We start from the raw sequence: 14928 nt of genomic DNA on the forward strand, positions 1-14928 counted from the left end.
CACCGGGCTTGCGCACCTGTCCCGCTTCGGCTACTGGGAAGGACGGCCCACGCCATGCCCGCAGATCTCGCCGTCATCGGACTCGGCCCGTACGGCCTGCCCCTGGCCCAGGCCGCCGTCGCCGCCGGCATCCCCACCCTCGGCTACAAGACCGGCCCCGAAGCCGGTCCCCTCTCCCCCGCCGAGCTGCGCCGGATGCTCGCGGCGGGCTTCCGCACCGCCGCGGGACCGGCCGAGGTGGGCCGGGTGCGCACCGCGGTCATCTGCGCGCCCACCCCGCCGGCGCCGGACGGCGGCCTGGACCTCACCCAGGTCGAGGCCGCGGCCCGCACGCTCGCCGCCCACATGCGCCCGCACACCACGGTGATCCTGGAGTCGCCGGTGCGCCCGGGGACCACGGAGGAGTTCCTGCGCCCGATCCTGGAGCAGGGCTCCGGGCTGCGCGCGGGCCGCGACTTCCACCTCGCCTACTCCCCCAGCCGCGTCGACCCCGGCAACCGCGACTTCACGCCCGCCAACACCCCGAAGGTCATCGGCGGCCTCACCCCCGCCTGCACCGAGTCGGCCGCCGCCTTCTACGGCCGCCTCACCGACAAGGTGGTCCGCGCGCGCGGCCCCCGCGAGGCGGAGACGGTGCAGCTCCTGGAGACCAACTTCCGCCACGTCAACATCGCCCTCGTCAACGAGATGGCCGTCCTCTGCGACGACCTCGGCGTCGACCTGTGGGACGTCCTGCGCTGCGCCGAGACCAAGCCCTTCGGCTTCCACGCCTTCCGCCCCGGCCCCGGCGTCGGCGGCCACTCCGTCCCCCAGGACCTGACCGGCCAGGCCCCCCACAGCCTGCGCATGGTGGAGGTCGCCCAGCGGGTCAACGCGCAGATGCCCCGCTACGTCGTCCAGCGCGCCGCCGCCCTCCTCAACGAGCACGGCAAGTCGGCGCGCGGCGCCCGCGTCCTGCTCCTCGGCGTCACCTACAAGGCCGACCTCGCCGACCAGCAGGCCACCCCGGCCGAGGAGATCGCGACCCGCCTGATGGGGCTCGGCGCCGCCGTCAGCTACCACGACCCGCACATCCCGTCCTGGAACGTCGCGGAGCGCCCCGTCCCCCGCGCGGACTCCCTCTACGAGGCCGCCGCCGACGCCGACCTCACGATCCTCCTCCAGCAGCACCGCACGTACGACCTCCAGGGCCTGTCGGTGAAGGCCCAGCTCCTGCTGGACACGCGCGGGGCGACGCCCACGGGGGCTGCGCACCGGCTCTGAGCGGGGCCGGACAGGCGAGAAGGGGCCCGGAGCGACTGCTCCGGGCCCCTTCGCTACGCCGTCCGGGTGACTACCGCCGGTGCTGCGAGTCGGCGACCGTGACCTCGACCCGCTGGAACTCCTTCAGCTCGCTGTAGCCGGTCGTCGCCATCGCGCGGCGCAGCGCCCCGAAGAAGTTCATCGAGCCGTCCGGGGTGTGGGACGGGCCGGTGAGGATCTCCTCTATGGTGCCGACCGTGCCGAGGTCGACCTTCTTGCCGCGGGGCAGCTCCTCGTTGACGGCCTCCATGCCCCAGTGGTTGCCCTTGCCCGGCGCGTCGGTGGCGCGGGCCAGCGGGGAGCCCATCATCACGGAGTCGGCGCCGCAGGCGATCGCCTTGGGCAGGTCGCCGGACCAGCCGACGCCGCCGTCGGCGATGACGTGCACGTACCGGCCGCCGGACTCGTCCATGTAGTCGCGGCGGGCCGCCGCCACGTCCGCCACCGCCGTCGCCATGGGCACCTGGATGCCCAGCACGTTGCGCGTGGTGTGGGCGGCGCCGCCGCCGAAGCCGACGAGCACGCCCGCCGCGCCGGTGCGCATCAGGTGCAGGGCGGCGGTGTAGGTGGCGCAGCCGCCGACGATGACCGGAACGTCCAGCTCGTAGATGAACTGCTTGAGGTTCAGCGGCTCGTGCGAGCCGGACACGTGCTCCGCCGAGACCGTCGTACCGCGGATGACGAAGATGTCCACGCCCGCGTCCACGACGGCCTTGGAGAACTGGGCGGTGCGCTGCGGGGAGAGCGCGGCGGCGGTGACCACGCCCGAGTCGCGCACCTCCTTGATGCGCTGCCCGATCAGCTCCTCCTTGATGGGAGCCGCGTAGATCTCCTGGAGGCGGCGGGTCGCGGTCTCCGCGTCGAGACCGACGATCTCGTCGAGCAGCGGCTGCGGGTCCTCGTGCCGGGTCCAGAGCCCTTCGAGGTTGAGCACGCCGAGGCCGCCCAGCTCGCCGATGCGGATGGCGGTGGCCGGGGAGACGACCGAGTCCATGGGAGCGGCCAGGAACGGCAGCTCGAAGCGGTAGGCGTCGATCTGCCAGGCGATCGAGACCTCCTTCGGGTCCCGCGTACGGCGGCTGGGGACGACGGCGATGTCGTCGAAGGCGTACGCCCGGCGGCCGCGCTTGCCGCGCCCGATCTCGATCTCAGTCACGTCTGTGGCCTTTCCCTGATGCGTTGCAGCGCCTTCCAGTATCCCCGACGGGCCCCGCGGGGCACCGCAGAGGGCGGCCCCGGATGGTCCGGGGCCGCCCTCTGAAGGCTGCTGCCTACTTGCTGCGGCTGTAGTTCGGTGCTTCGACCGTCATCTGGATGTCGTGCGGGTGGCTCTCCTTGAGGCCGGCGGAGGTGATCCGCACGAACCGGCCCTTGGACTCCATCTCCTCGATGGTGCCGGCGCCCACGTAGCCCATGGTCTGGCGCAGACCGCCGACGAGCTGGTGCAGCACGTTGCCCAGCGGGCCGCGGTAGGGCACCTGGCCCTCGATGCCCTCGGGCACGAGCTTGTCGTCGGAGGCCACCTCGGCCTGGAAGTAGCGGTCCTTCGAGAACGACTTGCCCTGGCCGCGGGACTGCATGGCGCCCAGCGAGCCCATGCCGCGGTACGACTTGAACTGCTTGCCGTTGATGAACTGAAGCTCGCCCGGCGACTCCTCGCAGCCCGCGAGCAGGCTGCCCAGCATCACCGTGTCGGCACCGGCGGCCAGCGCCTTGCCGATGTCGCCGGAGTACTGGAGGCCACCGTCGCCGATCAGCGGGACTCCGGCGGGCCGGGCGGCGAGGGACGCCTCGTAGATCGCCGTGACCTGCGGGACACCGATGCCGGCGACGACGCGGGTGGTGCAGATGGAGCCGGGGCCCACGCCCACCTTGATGCCGTCGACACCGGCGTCGATCAGCGCCTGGGCGCCGTCACGCGTGGCGACGTTGCCGCCGACGACGTCGATGCCGACACTCGACTTGATCTTCGACATCCAGCTCAGGGCGTTGCTGTTGTGGCCGTGCGAGGTGTCGACGACCAGGAAGTCCACCCCGGCCTCGGCGAGCGCCTGGGCACGGTCGAGCGCCTCGGGGCTGGCACCCACGGCGGCGCCGACGATCAGGCGGCCCTCCGCGTCCTTCGCGGCGTGCGGGTACTGCTCGGCCTTCACGAAGTCCTTGACCGTGATCAGGCCCTTCAGGACACCGTCGCCGTCGACCAGCGGAAGCTTCTCGATCTTGTGGCGGCGCAGCAGCTCCATGGCCTCGACGCCGGAGATGCCGACCTCGCCGGTGACCAGCGGCATCGGCGTCATGACCTCGCGCACCCCCCGGGAGCGCTCGCTCTCGAAGGCCATGTCGCGGTTGGTGACGATGCCGAGCAGCCGGCCCGCGTCGTCGGTGACTGGTACGCCGCTGATGCGGAACTTGGCACACAGCGCGTCGGCCTCGGCGAGGGTGGCGTCCGGGTGGATGGTGATGGGGTTGGCCACCATGCCGGACTCGGAGCGCTTGACCAGGTCGACCTGGTTGGCCTGGTCCTCGATGGACAGGTTCCGGTGCAGGACGCCGACACCGCCCTGGCGGGCCATGGAGATCGCCATGCGGGATTCGGTCACCTTGTCCATCGCCGCCGAGAGCAGCGGGATGTTGACCCGCACGTTGCGGGAGATGCGGGACGAGGTGTCGACCGCGTTCGGGAGCACCGCGGAGGCGCCCGGCAGCAGCAGCACGTCGTCGTAGGTCAGCCCGAGTGTCGCGAATTTTCCGGGCACTCCGTCGACGTTGGCAGTCATGACACCTTCCCCAAATGGCCTTGATCGGTGCGGATGTCCATGCTAACGGGAACCGGACGTGGCTCATTCCACGATCAGGAAGGCCTGCGATCTTCGTAGTTTTGTACGGACAGGTGCCGCCGTCCGTTCACGGCGGCGATCGGCGGTGATTACTGCTCTGCCAGCGCCCGCAGTCGGCTCAGCGCCCGGTGCTGGGCGACCCGCACGGCACCGGGTGACATTCCCAACATCTGGCCGGTCTCCTCGGCCGTGAGCCCGACCGCGATGCGCAGCAGGAGCAGCTCGCGCTGGTTCTGGGGCAGGTTGGCGAGCAGTTTCTTGGCCCAGGCGGCGTCGCTGTTGAGCAGCGCGCGCTCCTCCGGGCCCAGGGAGTCGTCCGGCCGCTCGGGCATCTCGTCGGACGGGACGACGGTCGAACCGGGGTGGCGCATCGCCGCGCGCTGGAGGTCGGCGACCTTGTGGGCGGCGATGGCGAACACGAACGCCTCGAAGGGCCGGCCGGTGTCCTTGTAGCGGGGCAGCGCGAGCAGCACCGCGACGCAGACCTCCTGGGCGAGGTCCTCGACGAAGTGCCGGGCGTCGCCGGGCAGGCGCGACAGACGGGTACGGCAGTACCGCAGCGCCAGGGGGTGGACATGGGCGAGCAGGTCGTGCGTGGCCTGCTCGTCCCCGTCGACGGCGCGGTGGACGAGCCCACCGACCGTCCCCTGGTCGCGGGGCGCCTCGTCGTCACGCATCGGTCCATCGTGCCTTGCGGCCGTCCGATCCGTGGCTCCGTGCCCGCTGTTGTGCACCGAAGCGTTATGAGCAGGTGCGCCGGAACTCATCCCCTGCGCCCTCCCCTTCCGCTTGACCGACTCGTCCCCGAGGAACTCCACACCTCAAGGATGCGTCATCGTCGGCGAAACAGGCAGCGGGCACCCGGCGGGTCGCCTTGTCACCCCCGCTCACCTCGCGATAAGCGGGGAACGGCACGCCCCCGAGGGGGCCTCTCCGCGTCCACCGCATGGGTGCCCCACCGGGCCTCCACCGCGCGGGTGGCCCTAGGGCCTGCTGCGACAGTCCCGCCGTCCGCCCGAGGGGCGGGCCGGGCGGCGTCAGGTGCGTGCTCTCGGCGTGCCGGGCCTCGGGCCCCGTACCGGATGTACTTGGCGCGAGACCCGGTGCGGCGAGAGTGCGTGCCTGGCGTCGCCCCGCGGGCGGGACTTTCGCAGCAGGCCCTAGCGGACCAGGCCCCACCGGAAGCCGAGCGCCACGGCGTGCGCGCGGTCCGAGGCGCCGAGCTTCTTGAAGAGCCGCCGGGCGTGGGTCTTGACGGTGTCCTCGGAGAGGAACAGCTCGCGGCCGATCTCCGCGTTGGACCGGCCGTGGCTCATGCCCTCCAGGACCTGGATCTCACGCGCGGTGAGCGTGGGCGCGGCGCCCATCTCGGCCGAGCGCAGCCGGCGCGGGGCAAGCCGCCAGGTCGGGTCGGCGAGGGCCTGGGTGACGGTGGCGCGCAGCTCGGCGCGCGAGGCGTCCTTGTGCAGATAGCCGCGGGCACCGGCGGCGACCGCGAGGGCCACGCCGTCCAGGTCCTCGGCGACGGTGAGCATGATGATGCGCGCCCCGGGGTCGGCGGACAGCAGCCGCCGGACGGTCTCGACGCCGCCCAGGCCGGGCATGCGCACGTCCATCAGGATCAGGTCCGAGCGGTCGGCACCCCAGCGGCGGAGGACTTCCTCGCCGTTGGCGGCCGTCGTCACGCGCTCGACGCCGGGCACGGTCGCCACCGCGCGGCGCAGCGCCTCTCGGGCAAGCGGGGAGTCGTCGCAGACGAGGACGGAAGTCATGGCCGTCCTCCGCAGCTCTTGCGCGTCACGTTGAGCCTCCAGGCTGGTACGAAATCGTCACCTGTGCGGTCGACCGTCCCGGACGCCCGCCCGAGCACTTGTTCCTTCAACCGCCTCCGCACTCTCAACGATGGTCACTCGAAAGAGTTACGGGGCTGTGTGTCGTCTTCGGCACTCTACGTGAGGGGGCGGCCACGCAGCAGACATGCGCGTCGGACCCGCGCCGTTTCATCACAACCAGTGCCCCATTTAGCCGCTTTTCTTCCACTTCGGCGGTGTCTGAGGCTAGATTCGCAATGAGTCATATTTTCATCTCCTTAGATCGTAGTTGTACGGTCGTGCATGCTGGGTCGCCGCATCGCCGCATCGCCGCATCGCCGCAACGTCGGGATTCACCCATATCGGCAACAAGGGGTCACGCAATGGCAGATTTCTCCCGCCTTCCAGGACCGAACGCGGACCTGTGGGACTGGCAGCTCCTGGCCGCGTGCCGCGGGGTGGACAGCTCGCTCTTCTTCCATCCGGAGGGCGAACGCGGTGCGGCACGGAGTGCACGTGAGAACTCGGCCAAGGAGGTCTGCATGAGGTGCCCGGTCCGCGCCGAGTGCGCGGCGCACGCGCTGGCGGTGCGTGAGCCGTACGGAGTGTGGGGCGGGCTGACCGAGGACGAGCGCGAGGAGCTCATGGGACGGGCACGCCACCGCCTGGTGTCGGCGTCGGCGTCCGGACCGGCCGGCGGGGACTCGTCCGCCCACCACTGAAGGAACGTTTCTTTGCGGGGGTTCTCAGATCAGGGGGTTCTCAGAGCGGGGGTCTCAGCGCGGAGGATTCTCAGAGGGGGTTCGGCCGATGTGCCGCCGACAGGCGCGCGGCCGCGCGGGCCAGCTCGTCCAGCGTCGCCGCCACCGCGGGCACCTGGGCCAGGTCGGGCAGGCTGAGCGCGACGATCTCCCGCCGCACCGCCGGTTCCAGCGTCACCGTGCGCACACCGCGGGGCCGTACGGACTCGACGGCGAGCTGGGGCAGGACGGCCACCCCCAGACCGGCGCCGACCAGGCCGACGACGGCCGGGTAGTCGTCGGTCGCGAAGTCGATGCGGGGGGTGAAGCCGGCCCCCTCGCAGACCTCGACCAGCTGGCCCCGGCAGCGGGGACAGCCCGCGATCCAGGACTCCCGGGCCAGCTCCCCGATGGCCACGGATCCGGCGGACTCCGCACGGGCCAGCCGGTGCCCGTCGGGGACCAGCGCCACGAGGCGGTCGGTCAGCAGCGGCCGTACGACGAGGTCGTCCCACTCCTCCGCGCCCGCCGCACCCTCGTAGCGGAAGGCGAGCGCCACGTCGCAGTCGCCCTCGCGCAGCAGCTCGACGGAGTTCGGCGGCTCGGCCTCCTCCAGGGAGACCCGGGTGCCGGGGTGCGCGGCGCGCAGGGCGGCCAGGGCGTTGGGGACGAGGGCGGAACTGCCGCTGGGGAAGGAGACCAGCCGGACCCGGCCGGCGCGCAGCCCGGCGATGGCGGCGACCTCCTCCTCGGCGGCCGTGAGCCCCGCGATGATCCCGGCGGCGTGCCTCACCAGCGCCTCACCGGCCTGGGTGAGGCGCATCTCGCGCCCGGTGCGGACGAGCAGGGGGGTGCCGACGGAGGACTCCAGGGCCTTCATCTGCTGGCTGACGGCGGGCTGGGTGCAGCCCAGCTCGCGCCCGGCGGCGGAGAAGGAACCGGTCGATGCCACGGCGCGCAGCACACGGAGATGACGAGCCTCGATCACACCCCCGAGGATAAGTGACCCTTTGACCGAACGACGAATATCGCGTCGACACTTTGATGAGGATTGTCCTACCGTTCGCCCATGAAGCTTCTGTCTGTCAACCTCGGCCGCGCGAAGACCGTGCCGTACACGGACCACCCGGAGGGCGTCACCGGCATCGACAAGCGGCCGGCCGACGGCCCCGTGCGGGTGGCGGCGCCCGGGCCGAAGGGCGTCGGGGCGAGCGGGCTGGCCGGCGACACGGTGTGCGACACGCGTCACCACGGCGGCGAGGACCAGGCGGTCTACGCGGTGGCCCGAGAAGACCTGGACGACTGGGAACGCGAACTGGGCCGTGTGCTGCCCAGCGGCTCGTTCGGCGAGAACCTCACCACCACGGGACTGGACGTCTCCGGGGCCCTGATCGGCGAGCGCTGGCGGGTCGGTCCGGACCTGCTCCTCGAAGTGACCTCCGGACGCATCCCCTGCCGCACCTTCCAGGGCCACATGGGTGAGCAGCGCTGGGTGAAGCGCTTCACGGAGAAGGCCGTGCCGGGCGCGTACTTCCGGGTGGTGGAGCCCGGCGAGATACGGGCGGGCGACCCGGTCCGCATCGTGCACCGGCCCGACCACGAGGTGACGGTGGCCCTCCAGTTCCGGGCCGTCACCACCCAGCGGGAGCTGCTGCCGCGGCTGCTCGCGGCGGGCGGGGCGCTGCACCCGGAGGCGCTGGCGCAGGCACGGAAGTACATGGCGAGGTACGGCGGCTGACCGCTCCTCACCAGTACTTTCTTCACGGGCCCTTCACCGGTGGCGGGACCGGTGAGCGAAGTGGACCTGTCCCCTTCGCCGCCTAACCTTGCGCCATGACAACGGCATTGATTACGGGATCGACGGCGGGCATCGGCGCCGCGTTCGCCCGCCGGCTGGCGGCCGACGGACACAACCTGGTGCTGGTGGCCCGCGACACCAAGCGGCTGCACGAACAGGCCACCGAGCTGCACGACCGGCACGGCATCGAGGCGGAGGTGCTGACGGCCGACCTGTCCACGGACGCCGGCATCGAGGCGGTGGCCACCCGGCTGGGCGAGCGCAGGCACCCCGTCGACCTGCTGATCAACAACGCCGGCTTCGGCAACAAGGGCAAGTTCCTCGACGTCTCCATGGCCGACGAGCTGACCATGCTCAAGGTGCACTGCGAGGCGGTGCTGCGGCTGACCTCGGCGGCGGTGGAGGCGATGCGGGAGCGCGGCCGCGGCGGCGTCGTCAACGTGGCCTCGGTCGCCGCCTTCGTGCCGCGCGGCACCTACGGCGCGTCCAAGGCGTGGGTCGTGCAGTTCACCCAGGGCGTGGCGAAGGACCTGGCCGGCAGCGGCCTACGCCTGATGGCCCTGGCCCCCGGCTTCGTCCGCACGGAGTTCCACGAGCGGGCCGGCATGGGCACGGACAACATCCCGAACTGGATGTGGCTCGACGCGGACAAGGTCGTCGCGGCCGCCCTGGACGACCTCTCCCGAGGCAAGTCCCTCTCCATCCCGGACCCCCGCTACAAGACCCTGATGGGCGCGGCGAAGCTGGTACCACGGGGAATGCTGGGCGGGATCAGCTCACGGACGGGGCGGAAGTACGGGCCGCAGTAAGAGGAGGGGACGAGCGACGTCCCTTCGCTGCAGCCGGGAACGCTGGTTCCAGCCGCGAAAATCCGGATTCCGCTGGGAGCAGGAAGGGCTCGATCACCTTCGGGCGCTGGTGCCGAGGACCGAGCCCTTCCGGGCCTGGGCCACGTTCATCGTCCTCGGTCGAGTGGCGCCGTTCGGTATCGGCGCCGTGATCGGTGGCGGCGCCAACGCCACCCTGGCGGTGAGGGCCGGTCGGCGCGCTTCGGCCCGCCTCCCGAGTCGTGGAACGACTGACGTCCGATGAACGTCGGTGAAAGGCTCCTCGGCGGGAAGGTCAGGGGGATGCACGCGCCCGAGGCAGCGCTCGGTCCCCGGTGGCCGGATACGGGACGAGGCTGGGCGACGAGGGCGACTACGCTGCGGTGATCCTGCGGCGAATCGACTCGAGCCACTTTCGCAGGGACATGCCGCGCGGCGGCAGGATGTCGAGCCCCAAGGCCGTCGTCGCGGTGCGGAGTTCCTGTTCCGACGACACCATTTCCAGAAGCTCACCGATTTCCTGGGCCGCCTGTTCGCGGTCCTGCGGATCGGCTTCGCCGACGTACTCGTCGAGGGCCTCTTCGCGGGACTCGTAGATGTAGGAGAAGTCCCGGTGGAAGTAGGCGCCGAGCAGCTGCCCCAAGGACGGGAAGCGCTCGTTCCATTCCCAGGAGCTCTGCGGGTTCGCCTGCGGGGTGCGTGAGGGGTCGCGCAGGAAGTGGTGAAGGTGGTCCTTCACCACACGAAGACAGTCCTCGACGCTCGTACCCATCGGAGGACGGATGTGCGGGAGGTGTTCCACCTCGTCCGCGATCTCCTCGGAGAACAGACCGACGGAGAGCAGGTCGTCGATCTGCCGAACCGCCGTCGCGGCGCGCCCGGGGTCACGTGCGGCCATCCTGAGGTAGGCGGACAGGGCGGGTCCCGGAGCTTCCGCGGTGTCGGAGAACGTGAAATCCACGTGGGCGTATGCCGCCAGCAGGTCGCTGAGTTCGTAGAATCGTTGCCCTGGCGGAAGTGCCTGACTCATCAACTGCTCCAAGGATGCGTTCTACGGCTGGGGGAACGAGGTGAGGACGCGGTAGCCGGACGGTGCCGACGGGTCGGCCTTGAGGATCACCCGGACTCCCTTCACCCATTGTGTGGGCTGCCCGTGAGTGAAGTCGTAGCGGGTGAGATGCAGGCCCGTGTTCTCGTTGAACTTCCCTTCCAGCCGTAGTGGCCCTTTGGCGCCCTTGGCCAGCCAGGCCGATATCTTCCGCTGATTTTCTGCCGTGGTGAGAGTCTTGTCAGTGAAATATTGTGCCGTTTTGACGTCGACGTAGCGTGAGTCAGCGGTCAGGCCGGCGTCTTCCCGCAGGCGCTTTCGCATACCGGCGATGGTCTTGTCGACGTGCTTGTCGATGGTGTGGGCTCTGCTCCTGCCGCCGAGGCTCTTGCCCTCGTCACCGGGGACATCCGCACGGTGCTCGGGCTTCGTGCGCCCCTTCCTCTTACTCCGGGGCCACGCGTTGTAGTCACCGCCGGCGCCGTTCGTAGCGCCCAGCCCCATGAGGAGGAGCCCGGACGAGCCCAGGACACCGGCGGCGAGGGCGGCCTCGGTGGTCAGGGCGCCGGCCACTCCGCCTCCTGCGAGCGCGAGCGCGCCGGGCGGAAACAGCGCCAGCAAGGAGAGCAGGAGGAGCGCGAAGCCGAGATGGGTCAGGAGGGTGTCCAGCGCGTCGAGCAGGTGCAGCGTCCGGATCGACCTGCCTTCGGGGCCCGCCTCGCCGAGCCCGTGCCACAGCAGAAAGGTTCCCAGGGCCGCCGCTCCCAGTGCGGTTCCGAGGCGGAAGCGGTGCGCGGCCAGCAGTTCCGCCACGGGTTGCGCCGTCACGGCCCGCCAGGTGCGGAGCAGGACGGTGAGCTGGTAGGCGATCCAGGCGAGGGCGGCGATGCCGAAGCCCATCAGGATCTTCGGTCCCGGGCCGGTGGTGAAGAACTCCTGGAGGCCGGCCGTGGCCTTGAACGTGCCGACGCCCAGGTACAGCAGTGAGGGCACCACGAGTACGCACGGGATGAGCAGGAGCCACCGGTCCCGGGGACGACGGGCTCTTCGGGCCGCTTCCCACCACGTCCGGAGGTTGACCTCTCGCCAGGCTCGCTGGTTGTCGGACGCGTCCATCCGAGCGGTGATCCCGGCGACCACACGTCGGAGATCTTCGGTGTCGTCGGCAGGAGCCGAGGTGGCGGCGTACAGCAGGGAACGCCGGAGCCTGACGTAGCGCAGCCCGACCAGCAGGCTCCATGGCGGACGCCAGGACGTGTAGCGCAGCAAAGCCGCGACGCTGTCTCCATCGGCGTGTTCGGAGGAGAGCAGTACGCCGGGCACCGCTCTCTTGCCCCGGTGGAGCCGGCGCAGGTCGACGACCAGGGCGATGGCCAGGCACACCAGTGGTGCCGCCCACGCCTTCGCGTCCAGGTCGTCGAGCCACTGTCCGGCCTGGCTGCCCGGTTCCCGCGCGGCGTAGTTGTTCACCGTGTGGTGGAAGGCGGCCGCGGCGACGGGGACCACCGACAGCAGGCGTGCCCAGCCGCGTGCACGCCAGAGCAGTCCCACCCCGAACCCCGCCAGGGTCGACAGCACCAGGTGCTGGAAGGTCTCCGTGACCGGGGGACCGGCCGTGGCCAGTTGGCTGAACGGTGCGGGCAGCCAGGACGTGAGCACCTGACCAAGGCCCGGAACGTAGGGTGGCGACAGGCTGTCGGGGATGATCCAGCCCTCGCCGCGCGCCATCGCCCGGTCCGCGTCCAGGCCGAATCGGAGGACCGCCTCCAGCAGCCCGAATCCGGCCCCCAGCGCCCCACCCAGAACCGTGAAGTCTGTCAACCCCCACTGACGGCGAATCCGGAGGCTGCACCCCGCCAGCAGCAGCGGGGCCACCTTGATCAGTTCCTCCACCCACGGCGCCACCGTGTAGCTGGTGGTGTTCACCACCGTGATCAGCGACTGCCCCGACTGGTCCGCGTAGAGACGGGTGTAGGCAAGCTGCACCAGCGCTGTGATCACTCCACACGCGTATGCCCCCACCGCAAAGGCGAGCAGTACGGTCGGCAGCCGCACCGACCGGGTCGGCCACGAAACGACGTACAGCTGTAACGCGCCCCATACAGCCGCCACCGCCATCATCAACGTCACACCAGGCCCCCCGCCGGAACAACCATTGATTCGCGAATGTGAACCTGATGCTATGGACTCAACTACCGCCACAGCAAGCGACTTGGTACACATTGCGTCCGCCTCGGCCTTGGGAGCAACAGGCCGCCGATGCGGTGATCTCTCCGAGAGTCACCGGGACCGGCTGGCAGGATGGGATACGGACCGTGGGGCCCGGTGCGCAAGTGGTGAAGGAGTGAGCCGGGAGTGACTGTTTAGGGGACGCCGGGGGTGGGGTCGGGGCCTCGCTGGACCGCGTACGGCTGCTGAAGGATCTCCAGACGCCGGCCCGCCTGCTGGAGGACGACCCGCGGGCGCGGACCGACGACGAGGCGGAGTTGGCTGCTGGATGCCACTGAGCGGGGGGAGCTGTGGTTTGAGGAGCTGGACGGGTACACCGTGCCGCGTCCGCTCACTGTTATTTACCTCGGCAAGCGTGACGCCTCCCTCCGCTACAAGAACAGCGGGCTGCGCAAGCGGGACCAGTGGGAGCAGGAGCGGGTGCTGAAGCCGGCCCGTCTGACGGACGGGCGGGGGCCCGAGCAGTTCTCACGGAGTCGGTGAGGTTCGTCAAGGGGATCGCCCCGTAAGGGGCGCGGGGAACTGCGGGAGCAACCACGACGGTGCCGCACCCGGCACCGAACCCGCCGGGGCAGACGCGAACCCGGTAGCAGGTCAACGCACGGTGCCCAGCACCCCCGTAGGGGCACTGGGCACCGTTCAGCTCAGCGCAGCGCCTAGTGGGCGTGGCCGTGGCCGTGGCCCGTCTCGGCCGGCTCCTCTTCCTTCTTCTCGACGACCAGGGTCTCGGTCGTCAGGAGGAGGGAGGCGATGGAGGCCGCGTTCTCCAGGGCGGAGCGGGTGACCTTCACCGGGTCGATGACGCCGGCCTTGACCAGGTCGCCGTACTCGCCGGTGGCGGCGTTGAAGCCCTGGCCCTTGTCCAGCTCGGCGACCTTGGAGGTGATGACGTAGCCCTCCAGGCCGGCGTTCTCGGCGATCCAGCGCAGCGGCTCGACGGCGGCGCGGCGGACGACCGCGACACCGGTGGCCTCGTCGCCGGTCTTGCCGAGGTTGCCGTCCAGCACCTTGACGGCGTGGACCAGCGCGGAGCCACCACCGGAGACGATGCCCTCCTCGACCGCGGCGCGGGTCGCGGAGATGGCGTCCTCCAGACGGTGCTTGCGCTCCTTCAGCTCCACCTCGGTGGCGGCGCCGACCTTGATCACGCACACGCCGCCGGCCAGCTTCGCGAGGCGCTCCTGGAGCTTCTCGCGGTCCCAGTCGGAGTCCGTGGACTCGATCTCGGCCTTGATCTGGTTGATGCGGCCCTCGACCTCGTCGCGCTTGCCGGCACCGTCGACGATCGTGGTGTCGTCCTTGGTGACGGTGATGCGGCGGGCGGTGCCGAGCACGTCCAGGCCGACCTGGTCGAGCTTGAGGCCGACCTCCTCGGAGATGACCGTGGCGCCGGTGAGGACCGCCATGTCCTGGAGCATCGCCTTGCGGCGGTCGCCGAAGCCCGGGGCCTTCACCGCGACGGCGTTGAAGGTGCCGCGGATCTTGTTGACGACGAGGGTGGAGAGCGCCTCGCCCTCCAGGTCCTCGGCGATGATCAGCAGCGGCTTGGAGGCGTTGGACTGGATGACCTTCTCCAGCAGCGGCAGCAGGTCCGCGATGGAGGAGATCTTGCCCTGGTTGATCAGGATGTACGGGTCCTCGAGGACGGCCTCCATGCGCTCCTGGTCCGTCACGAAGTACGGCGACAGGTAGCCCTTGTCGAAGGCCATGCCCTCGGTGAAGTCCAGCTCCAGACCGAAGGTGTTGGACTCCTCGACGGTGATGACACCGTCCTTGCCGACCTTGTCCATCGCCTCGGCGATCAGCTCGCCGACCTGCTGGTCCTGGGCGGACAGTGCGGCGACGGCGGCGATGTCGGACTTCTCGTCGATCGGCCGGGCCGTGGCGAGGAGGTCCTCGGACACGGCGGCGACGGCCGCGTCGATGCCCTTCTTCAGCAGCGCCGGGGAGGCGCCGGCGGCGACGTTCTTCAGGCCCTCGCGGACCAGCGCCTGGGCGAGCACGGTGGCGGTGGTGGTGCCGTCACCCGCGATGTCGTTGGTCTTGGTCGCCACCTCCTTCACCAGCTGGGCGCCGAGGTTCTCGTACGGGTCCTCGACCTCGACCTCGCGGGCGATGGTGACGCCGTCGTTGGTGATGGTGGGGGCGCCGAACTTCTTGTCGATGACGACGTTGCGGCCCTTGGGGCCGATCGTCACCTTCACGGTGTCGGCGAGCTTGTTGACGCCGCGCTCGAGGGCGCGACGGGCGTCCTCGTCGAACTTCAGGATCTTCGCCATGGGAGCGTGAGCCCTCTTCCGGAAATCTTGGGGTTATACGGCACTGCGCCCCTGACG

The 14928-nt window shown here is 70.5% G+C and carries 13 protein-coding genes; 4 read left to right on the forward strand and 9 right to left on the reverse strand.

Going from position 1 to position 14928, the window contains the following annotated elements; genetic code table 11:
• Window positions 1-54: 54 nt before the first annotated feature.
• Window positions 55-1263 (forward strand): nucleotide sugar dehydrogenase, encoded by a 1209-nt coding sequence (locus ACZ67M_RS14625; RefSeq protein ID WP_361352786.1) that lies wholly within the window; start codon window positions 55-57, stop codon window positions 1261-1263.
• Window positions 1264-1333: 70 nt separating this feature from the next.
• Here ACZ67M_RS14625 and ACZ67M_RS14630 read toward each other — a convergent pair whose 3' ends face one another.
• The 4 genes from ACZ67M_RS14630 to ACZ67M_RS14645 form a co-directional block, all read right to left on the reverse strand.
• Complete coding sequence (locus ACZ67M_RS14630; protein ID WP_125492853.1) at window positions 1334-2458, reverse strand: GuaB3 family IMP dehydrogenase-related protein; 1125 nt, start codon at window positions 2456-2458, stop codon at window positions 1334-1336.
• A 115-nt stretch (window positions 2459-2573) separates the two neighbouring features.
• Window positions 2574-4079, reverse strand: a complete 1506-nt coding sequence (gene guaB / locus ACZ67M_RS14635) for an IMP dehydrogenase (protein ID WP_352152674.1) — start codon at window positions 4077-4079, stop codon at window positions 2574-2576.
• Between the two features lie 149 nt (window positions 4080-4228).
• Entirely contained in the window at window positions 4229-4816 is a 588-nt protein-coding gene (locus ACZ67M_RS14640; RefSeq protein ID WP_114530047.1) for a sigma-70 family RNA polymerase sigma factor, read from the reverse strand.
• 483 nt (window positions 4817-5299) lie between these two features.
• Window positions 5300-5911, reverse strand: a complete 612-nt coding sequence (locus ACZ67M_RS14645; protein ID WP_003948568.1) for a response regulator transcription factor — start codon at window positions 5909-5911, stop codon at window positions 5300-5302.
• A gap of 422 nt (window positions 5912-6333) precedes the next feature.
• Between ACZ67M_RS14645 and ACZ67M_RS14650 the strand changes: the two genes are divergently transcribed.
• Window positions 6334-6672 (forward strand): WhiB family transcriptional regulator, encoded by a 339-nt coding sequence (locus tag ACZ67M_RS14650; RefSeq protein WP_361352790.1) that lies wholly within the window; start codon window positions 6334-6336, stop codon window positions 6670-6672.
• A 70-nt stretch (window positions 6673-6742) separates the two neighbouring features.
• On the opposite strand, the gene ACZ67M_RS14655 is transcribed toward ACZ67M_RS14650, so the two are convergent.
• The gene (locus tag ACZ67M_RS14655; RefSeq protein WP_469851079.1) at window positions 6743-7678 is read right to left on the reverse strand and encodes a LysR family transcriptional regulator; all 936 of its coding nucleotides are present in this window, start codon (window positions 7676-7678) and stop codon (window positions 6743-6745) included.
• An 81-nt stretch (window positions 7679-7759) separates the two neighbouring features.
• Here ACZ67M_RS14655 and ACZ67M_RS14660 point away from each other — a divergent pair, with 81 nt between their 5' ends.
• Together ACZ67M_RS14660 and ACZ67M_RS14665 are read left to right on the forward strand one after the other, a co-directional pair.
• Window positions 7760-8428: an MOSC domain-containing protein gene (locus ACZ67M_RS14660; protein WP_469851080.1), complete on the forward strand. Its 669-nt coding sequence runs from the start codon at window positions 7760-7762 to the stop codon at window positions 8426-8428.
• A 95-nt stretch (window positions 8429-8523) separates the two neighbouring features.
• Window positions 8524-9297 (forward strand): SDR family NAD(P)-dependent oxidoreductase, encoded by a 774-nt coding sequence (locus ACZ67M_RS14665; RefSeq protein WP_361352799.1) that lies wholly within the window; start codon window positions 8524-8526, stop codon window positions 9295-9297.
• A 391-nt stretch (window positions 9298-9688) separates the two neighbouring features.
• On the opposite strand, the gene ACZ67M_RS14670 is transcribed toward ACZ67M_RS14665, so the two are convergent.
• The 4 genes from ACZ67M_RS14670 to groL all read right to left on the reverse strand — a co-directional run bounded on the left by ACZ67M_RS14670 (window position 9689) and on the right by groL (window position 14871).
• Entirely contained in the window at window positions 9689-10345 is a 657-nt protein-coding gene (locus ACZ67M_RS14670; protein ID WP_469851082.1) for a contact-dependent growth inhibition system immunity protein, read from the reverse strand.
• 21 nt (window positions 10346-10366) lie between these two features.
• Entirely contained in the window at window positions 10367-12364 is a 1998-nt protein-coding gene (locus tag ACZ67M_RS14675; protein ID WP_469851084.1) for an RNase A-like domain-containing protein, read from the reverse strand.
• Between the two features lie 362 nt (window positions 12365-12726).
• A complete protein-coding gene (locus tag ACZ67M_RS14680) occupies window positions 12727-12867 on the reverse strand; it encodes a hypothetical protein (RefSeq protein ID WP_469851086.1) in 141 nt (46 codons plus the stop codon).
• Window positions 12868-13248: 381 nt separating this feature from the next.
• Window positions 13249-14871 (reverse strand): chaperonin GroEL, encoded by a 1623-nt coding sequence (gene groL, locus ACZ67M_RS14685; RefSeq protein WP_385794579.1) that lies wholly within the window; start codon window positions 14869-14871, stop codon window positions 13249-13251.
• Between the last annotated feature and the right edge of the window lie 57 nt (window positions 14872-14928).

Source organism: Streptomyces sp. NPDC107500 (genome assembly GCF_055582785.1).

What these genes read in the sequence shown, in the direction of transcription:
- ACZ67M_RS14645 (WP_003948568.1), bottom strand. Translation starts at nt 5,911, where the DNA reads ATGACTTCCGTCCTCGTCTGCGACGACTCCCCGCTTGCCCGAGAGGCG.
- ACZ67M_RS14665 (WP_361352799.1), top strand. Translation starts at nt 8,524, where the DNA reads ATGACAACGGCATTGATTACGGGATCGACGGCGGGCATCGGCGCCGCG.
- groL (WP_385794579.1), bottom strand. Translation starts at nt 14,871, where the DNA reads ATGGCGAAGATCCTGAAGTTCGACGAGGACGCCCGTCGCGCCCTCGAG.
- ACZ67M_RS14670 (WP_469851082.1), bottom strand. Translation starts at nt 10,345, where the DNA reads ATGAGTCAGGCACTTCCGCCAGGGCAACGATTCTACGAACTCAGCGAC.
- ACZ67M_RS14650 (WP_361352790.1), top strand. Translation starts at nt 6,334, where the DNA reads ATGGCAGATTTCTCCCGCCTTCCAGGACCGAACGCGGACCTGTGGGAC.
- ACZ67M_RS14640 (WP_114530047.1), bottom strand. Translation starts at nt 4,816, where the DNA reads ATGCGTGACGACGAGGCGCCCCGCGACCAGGGGACGGTCGGTGGGCTC.
- guaB (WP_352152674.1), bottom strand. Translation starts at nt 4,079, where the DNA reads ATGACTGCCAACGTCGACGGAGTGCCCGGAAAATTCGCGACACTCGGG.
- ACZ67M_RS14625 (WP_361352786.1), top strand. Translation starts at nt 55, where the DNA reads ATGCCCGCAGATCTCGCCGTCATCGGACTCGGCCCGTACGGCCTGCCC.
- ACZ67M_RS14660 (WP_469851080.1), top strand. Translation starts at nt 7,760, where the DNA reads ATGAAGCTTCTGTCTGTCAACCTCGGCCGCGCGAAGACCGTGCCGTAC.